Source organism: Bradyrhizobium sp. (assembly GCF_049691595.1).
Lineage (GTDB): Bacteria > Pseudomonadota > Alphaproteobacteria > Rhizobiales > Xanthobacteraceae > Bradyrhizobium.
The window spans coordinates 1-6,246 of record NZ_JBAVNZ010000428.1; the positions used below are offsets into that span (position 1 = coordinate 1).

Genomic DNA, 6,246 nt, shown 5'->3' on the forward strand with positions numbered 1-6,246 from the left:
TCTTGCCGCGTGCGGCGACGGCACCGGGCCTTGCGCCGTCAGCGTTTTCCGACTTCGAGGCCCAGGAAATCCTGCTGCCGCAGGCGCGACTGCCGGTTGCCGACCATCTGGCGGCATCGGGCGGCGCCGGCCGCAGCGCGCTGGCCGCCGCGCTGGATGCCGGACCCTCGGCAACGGCGACGCTGAATTTGCTGCAGGAGGCGCTGCAGGAACTCGGCAGCCAGATCCGGGCAGCGGCCGCGGCAACGCCGAGAGATCTTCGCAGCGGCGACGTGACCGTGCATACCAACACGCCGCCGCCGCCGTTTCGCGGCGCGTTGCCGACAGCGCAGCCGGTGGCCTCGCCATCGATCGCCGCGGATACGTCGCTCGCGACCACGGCCCGTCATTTGCTCGATGATACCGACGCCGCGATCGCGCGGCAGACCTTGCTGCAGGTGGCCTCGCTCCCCGACCGTGCCGATCCCTCGAACCCGACGGTCAATCCCACCGCGCCGCGCTGGAATTTCGAGATTCCGTTTGCAACGCCGCAGGGCACGGCGATGGCGCAGTTCGAGATTTCCCGCGACGGCGGCGGCCAGCAAGTCGAGGCCGCCAAACGGGTCTGGCAGGCGCGGTTTTCGCTCGATGTCGAGCCGGCCGGCCCGATCCATGCGCTGGTGTCGCTGACCGCCGACAGAACATCGGTGCGGATGTGGGCGGAACGGCCCGGCACCGCGGCGCAGCTGCGCGCCGGCGCCGCGCAATTGAGCCAGGCGCTGAGCCGGGCCGAACTCCAACCCGGCGATATCGTGATCCGCGACGGCACGCCGCCGCTGGCCGCGCCCGCCCGCGCCGGCCATTTCCTGGATCGCGCGCTATGAGCGTGGAAACCAAAAGCCAGCTTGCGGTCGCGCTGCATTACGACAGGACCGGCGCCCCCCGGGTCATCGCCAAGGGCAAGGGCGCGATCGGCGCGAAAATCATCGAACGGGCCAGGGCCCACGACATTCCGATCGAGGAGAACGAGGTGCTGGCCGGCGCGCTGTCCAAGGTCGAGCTCGGCGACGAAATCCCGGCGGAACTCTATAAAGCCGTCGCGGAGGTGCTGATATTCGTGCTGCGGCTGTCGGGGCGAATCCGGTAGCTCTAGCGTCATCGTTTTACCACGATGCCGTCAGCATCGTTGCCGCGCTCCTCAACCATCGGATATCCCCGTGATCAATCGCCGCCATGCGCTCGGTCTTGTCGCCGCCGCGGGTCTGTTGCCTGCGCGCAGTTTCGCCAACGTCTCCTACCAGCGCAGCGAGTTTCGCCAAGACCTTGCCCGGCGGTTTTTCGAGCTCGGCACGGCCGGCACCTTCGTCGGCTACAAGGTGGACGACTATCTGATCATCGCCAGCGACAAGGTGCGGTCGGGCGAGGCGAAGCTGCCGGCCTCGACCTTCAAGATCCCGAACTCGATCATCGCGCTGGAGACCGGCGTGGTCGAAGACCCCGACAAGGACGTCTTCACATGGGACGGGGTGACGCGCTCGATCGAGGCCTGGAACAAGGACCATACGCTGCGCTCGGCGATCGCCGCCTCCGCGGTGCCGGTCTATCAGGAGATCGCCCGCCGCATCGGGGCGGAGCGGATGCAGAAATATCTCGACCTGCTCGAATACGGCAACCGCGACATCGGCGGCGGCATCGACCAGTTCTGGCTGACCGGAAATCTTCGCATCGATCCGATCCAGCAGATCGATTTCGTCGACCGGCTGCGGCGCGGCGTTTTGCCGGTGTCAAAGCGCAGCCAGGAGCTGGTGCGCGACATCCTGCCGGTAACCAAGGTCGGCGACGCCACCATCCGCGCCAAGAGCGGCTTGCTTGGCGCCGAGGTCGGCAAGCCGTCGCTGGGCTGGCTGGTCGGCTGGGCCGAGAAGGGCAGCCAGCAGACGGTGTTCGCCATGAACATGGACTGCAAGGAACCGGGCCATATCGCCGCCCGCATGACGGTGACGCAGCAATGCCTCGCCGACATCGTTGCGATTTGACCGACTGGCCTGCGCCGCGCCGGCTGGCTTCAGCCATCTTCCCGGACTAGCATTTCCTCGCCGATAAAATCAAAACGGAGGAAATCATGCACTCAACTTCGGTCTGGCTGTCGTCGCTCGCGGTTGCCGCCGCCGGCGGCTGGTTCGCCGCCACCATGTTCGCCGCCCCCGCCACCAGCAAGGAGCCGCGCTTTCCGCAGCTCACCATGGACCAGCTCGACGAGAAGCAGAAGCCGCTCGGCGAGCAGATCATGAAGGTGTCCAGCGTCGGCCTGGGCGGTCCCTACAACCCGATGATCCGCAGTCCGGTGCTGGGCCAGCGGCTGTACGACCTGTTTTATTACCTGCGCTGGCAGACCTCGGTGCCGATCAGGCTCAACGAGTTCGCGATCCTGATCATCGGGCGGCAATGGCGCTCGCAGGTCGAATGGTTCGCGCATGCGCCGCTGGCGGCGAAGGCCGGGCTCTCCACTGAGATCATCGCCGAACTGAAGGCCGGCAAGCGCCCGTCGAAGATGGCCGAGGACGAGGCGGTGGTCTATGATTTCGTCACCGAGCTGACCACCACGCAAAAGGTTTCCGACGAGACCTTTGTGCGGGCGAAGAAAGTGTTTAGCGACCAGCAGATCGTCGACCTGACGGCGGTCGCGGGCAATTACGTCATGGTGGCGATGTTGCTGGCGATGGCAGAGGAGACCGTGCCGCCCGGCAAGGAGGAGCCGTTCAAGGCGGGGGAGAAGTAACTGCTTTCGCGAGCGCAAGCGATCCAGAGCGGCGGATTAGCCCAGCGTAATCCGCCATGCGTCTTGTTGTGTCGATGGCGGATTACCGCTTTGCGGCCATCGTCATTCCGGGGCGCGCCCTTTGGCGCGAGCCCGGAATCCATAACCCCAAATGTCAGTTGGTGGAGAATTATTGGAGGCGGCCGTGGTTATGGATTCCGGGCCCGACGCTGCGCGCCGCCCCGGAATGACGGGGATAGTGTATTGATCAATTCCGTCCGCATGACCGATTAGATTAAGCCTACGAACTGTCAAACCTGAGCCTTTCCGATCCGCCCGAGATGGGTAAAGCCGAACCCGGCCTGGTATTTCAGCCCATAGCCGAGTGCGCGGTCGAAGCCGATATGGGCGAGCCAGATCATGGCGATGGAGGGGATGAGCGGGGCGGCGGTCGCAAAGCCAAACGTCATCGGCGCCATCGGCGTCGGTTTCCGCGTTTGCGGGTTCGAACATCGGGTGCCTCCGGGCAGCCGCATATATCGACCTCGGGGCGGGGTTGCCAGATGCCGGAGGGCGTTTCCCGTACGCAAAATGCCGTGTTAGAACCCGCTGAAATCCATCGCGAAATTGTTACCCAAAGACGGGCGGAAGCAGATGAAGGACATTCTGGATACCCTCGAGGAACGGCGTGCCGGCGCCAAACTCGGCGGCGGCGAAAAGCGCATCGAGGCGCAGCACGCCCGCGGCAAGCTGACCGCGCGGGAGCGCATCGAACTGATGCTGGACAAGGGCTCGTTCGAGGAATTCGACATGTTCGTCGAGCACCGTTCGACCGAATTCGGCATGGACAAGAACAAGATTCCAGGCGACGGCGTCGTCACCGGCTGGGGCACCGTGAACGGCCGCAAGACCTTTGTGTTCGCCAAGGATTTTACCGTGTTCGGCGGCTCCTTGTCGGAGACCCACGCGCAGAAAATCGTCAAAATCCAGGACATGGCGATGAAGGCGAGGGCGCCGATCGTCGGGCTCTACGACGCCGGCGGCGCGCGCATCCAGGAGGGCGTCGCCGCGCTGGCGGGCTATTCCTATGTGTTCCGCCGCAACGTCATCGCCTCGGGCGTGATTCCGCAGATCTCCGTCATCATGGGCCCCTGCGCCGGCGGCGATGTCTATTCGCCTGCCATGACCGACTTCATCTTCATGGTGAAGAACACCAGCTACATGTTCGTCACCGGTCCCGACGTGGTGAAGACCGTCACCAACGAGGTGGTGACCGCGGAAGAACTCGGCGGCGCCTCGGTCCATGCCACGCGCTCCTCGATCGCCGACGGCGCGTTCGAGAACGACGTCGAGGCGCTGTTGCAGATGCGCCGGCTGATCGACTTCCTGCCCTCGAACAACACCGACGGCGTGCCGGAATGGCCGAGTTTTGACGACATCGGCCGCCTCGACATGTCGCTGGACACGCTGATCCCCGACAACCCGAACAAGCCCTACGACATGAAGGAACTGATCCTGAAGGTGGTGGACGAGGGCGATTTTTTCGAGATCTCCGAGACTTTTGCGCGAAACATCGTCACTGGCTTCGGCCGCATCGCCGGCCGCACCGTCGGCTTCGTCGCCAACCAGCCGATGGTGCTGGCGGGCGTGCTCGACTCGGATGCCTCACGCAAGGCCGCACGTTTTGTCCGCTTCTGCGATGCCTTCAACATTCCGATCGTGACGTTTGTGGATGTGCCGGGCTTCCTGCCGGGCACCGCCCAGGAATATGGCGGGCTGATCAAGCACGGCGCGAAACTGCTGTTTTCCTATTCGCAATGCACGGTGCCGCTGGTCACGGTGATCACGCGCAAGGCCTATGGCGGCGCGTTCGACGTGATGGCGTCGAAGGAAATCGGCGCCGACATGAACTACGCCTGGCCGACCGCGCAGATCGCAGTGATGGGCGCCAAGGGCGCGGTGGAAATCATCTTCCGCGCCGATATCGGCGACACCGATGCGATCGCCGCGCGCACCAAGGAGTATGAGGACCGCTTCCTGTCCCCCTTCATCGCCGCCGAGCGCGGCTACATCGACGACGTCATCATGCCGCACTCGACGCGCAAGCGGATCGCGCGGGCGCTGGCGATGCTGAAAGACAAGAAGGTGGAAATGCCGGCGAAGAAGCACGACAATCTGCCGTTGTGAGGGGGCGCATATGGATGAGCTGACCCAGCAAGAGGCAGATGGATTATTGGCATTAGCCAAATTTCGCGTGAACGAACAGCGATACCAATTTCCCAATCCGGGTGACAAGCTCATCGCTGAATTGTGTTCTAACGATAGGCGTGAAACTTTCTTTTTGGACATAAATCGAAGTTCGGTAAGTTTGAGTAAAATCACATATCAGAATCGTGCACGAAAGATCGTTATATTGGCGCGGCTGGATGTCGATGGTGCTCCCCATCGAAATCCAGATCATAGTGAAATTTCTTGTCCTCATTTGCATTTATATCGCGAAGGGTTTGGCGATAAGTGGGCCTTCGCAGTCCCAGTTTTAGCTTTTAACGATCTGACGAATCGAATGGTGACCCTGCGCGATTTCATGAAATTCTGTAATATTATAGAACCGCCTCATATCGATTCGAGTCTTCTCTCATGACCAGTGTCGAAGAAATTGCGGGTCTTGTAGATCAGTATCGATCATGGCTGAAGGATCGGACCACGCTAAAATCAGTTCACGAGGATTGGGTAGAAATAACCACGCCCTTTATCGACCGTCACAATGATTACGTTCAGCTATATGCAAAACGCGAGGATCGCGGTTTTCGTTTGACTGACGATGGACATACCATACGTGATCTGGAGCTATCTGGCTGCGTTCTAGATACTCCAAAAAGGCAAGAATTGCTGAAACTTGCCTTGAACGGATTCGCGGTGGAAGAAAAGAACGGGTCGCTATCAGTAAAGGCGACCGCGGATAATTTTGCGGTAAGGAAGCATTCTTTAGTGCAAGCAATTCTTGCGGTAAATGATCTCTTCTATACATCTGGATCGATAGTTAGAAGCCTGTTCAAAGAGGACGTTGCTCGGTGGCTGGACCTATCCGAGGTCCGCTATCTTCCGGATGTCCAGTTTACGGGGAAGTCCGGTTATACACACCATTTTGATTTTGCGATTCCTCGCTCCCGTTCCGAACCAGAGAGAATTCTCAAGGCCATAAATAATCCGAATAAGGATGCAGCCCAAAGCCTGATTTTTTCTTGGTTGGATACCCGGGAAGAAAGGCCGCCGGAATCGCGGGCGGTCGCGTTCTTGAACGATAACGAGCGCGTCGTCACCGGTGCAGTAGTTGATGCCCTTCAGCATTACGAGATACAACCGGTCTTATGGTCGCGCCGAGATGAAGTCCGTCCAAACCTAGTGGCTTGAGCTGTTGCAAACGTGGGCAGCGTATCCCAGTTCAAGTTGTACTAAATCGGCTCCGGTGACGGCTCACAGCTTCCGCCTTCATCCCCTCACTTCACCGC

At 61.1% G+C, this 6,246-nt stretch carries 8 protein-coding genes; 7 read left to right on the forward strand and 1 reads right to left on the reverse strand.

Annotated features, from left to right (window positions below):
• From WCE35_RS18230 to WCE35_RS18245, 4 genes are all read left to right on the forward strand, one after another.
• Positions 1 to 863 (forward strand): flagellar hook-length control protein FliK (locus WCE35_RS18230; protein WP_424594725.1); only part of this gene is annotated, 863 nt, incomplete at its 5' end.
• Entirely contained in the window at positions 860 to 1,126 is a 267-nt protein-coding gene (locus tag WCE35_RS18235; protein ID WP_424594726.1) for an EscU/YscU/HrcU family type III secretion system export apparatus switch protein, read from the forward strand. The genes WCE35_RS18230 and WCE35_RS18235, both read left to right, overlap by 4 nt.
• A 70-nt stretch (positions 1,127 to 1,196) precedes the next feature.
• Positions 1,197 to 2,015 (forward strand): penicillin-binding transpeptidase domain-containing protein, encoded by an 819-nt coding sequence (locus WCE35_RS18240; protein ID WP_424594727.1) that lies wholly within the window; start codon positions 1,197 to 1,199, stop codon positions 2,013 to 2,015.
• A gap of 86 nt (positions 2,016 to 2,101) precedes the next feature.
• Entirely contained in the window at positions 2,102 to 2,758 is a 657-nt protein-coding gene (locus WCE35_RS18245) for a carboxymuconolactone decarboxylase family protein (RefSeq protein WP_424594728.1), read from the forward strand.
• Between the two features lie 290 nt (positions 2,759 to 3,048).
• Here the strand turns inward: WCE35_RS18245 and WCE35_RS18250 are convergent, their stop codons facing one another.
• Positions 3,049 to 3,273, reverse strand: a complete 225-nt coding sequence (locus tag WCE35_RS18250; protein ID WP_424594732.1) for a DUF4260 family protein — start codon at positions 3,271 to 3,273, stop codon at positions 3,049 to 3,051.
• A 118-nt stretch (positions 3,274 to 3,391) separates the two neighbouring features.
• Here WCE35_RS18250 and WCE35_RS18255 point away from each other — a divergent pair, with 118 nt between their 5' ends.
• Genes WCE35_RS18255 through WCE35_RS18265 form a run of 3 tightly spaced genes read left to right on the forward strand, consistent with a single transcriptional unit; the run spans position 3,392 to position 6,148 of the window.
• Complete coding sequence (locus tag WCE35_RS18255) at positions 3,392 to 4,924, forward strand: acyl-CoA carboxylase subunit beta (RefSeq protein WP_424594729.1); 1,533 nt, start codon at positions 3,392 to 3,394, stop codon at positions 4,922 to 4,924.
• 10 nt (positions 4,925 to 4,934) lie between these two features.
• On the forward strand, positions 4,935 to 5,378 hold the full coding sequence (locus WCE35_RS18260) for a DUF6978 family protein (RefSeq protein WP_424594730.1): 444 nt from the start codon (positions 4,935 to 4,937) through the stop codon (positions 5,376 to 5,378).
• Positions 5,375 to 6,148, forward strand: coding sequence for a DUF1829 domain-containing protein (locus WCE35_RS18265; protein ID WP_424594731.1), 774 nt, complete (start codon positions 5,375 to 5,377; stop codon positions 6,146 to 6,148). The genes WCE35_RS18260 and WCE35_RS18265 overlap by 4 nt, the downstream gene beginning before the upstream one ends.
• Positions 6,149 to 6,246 lie beyond the last annotated feature (98 nt).

What these genes read in the sequence shown, in the direction of transcription:
- WCE35_RS18235 (WP_424594726.1), top strand. Translation starts at nt 860, where the DNA reads ATGAGCGTGGAAACCAAAAGCCAGCTTGCGGTCGCGCTGCATTACGAC.
- WCE35_RS18245 (WP_424594728.1), top strand. Translation starts at nt 2,102, where the DNA reads ATGCACTCAACTTCGGTCTGGCTGTCGTCGCTCGCGGTTGCCGCCGCC.
- WCE35_RS18250 (WP_424594732.1), bottom strand. Translation starts at nt 3,273, where the DNA reads ATGCGGCTGCCCGGAGGCACCCGATGTTCGAACCCGCAAACGCGGAAA.
- WCE35_RS18255 (WP_424594729.1), top strand. Translation starts at nt 3,392, where the DNA reads ATGAAGGACATTCTGGATACCCTCGAGGAACGGCGTGCCGGCGCCAAA.
- WCE35_RS18260 (WP_424594730.1), top strand. Translation starts at nt 4,935, where the DNA reads ATGGATGAGCTGACCCAGCAAGAGGCAGATGGATTATTGGCATTAGCC.
- WCE35_RS18265 (WP_424594731.1), top strand. Translation starts at nt 5,375, where the DNA reads ATGACCAGTGTCGAAGAAATTGCGGGTCTTGTAGATCAGTATCGATCA.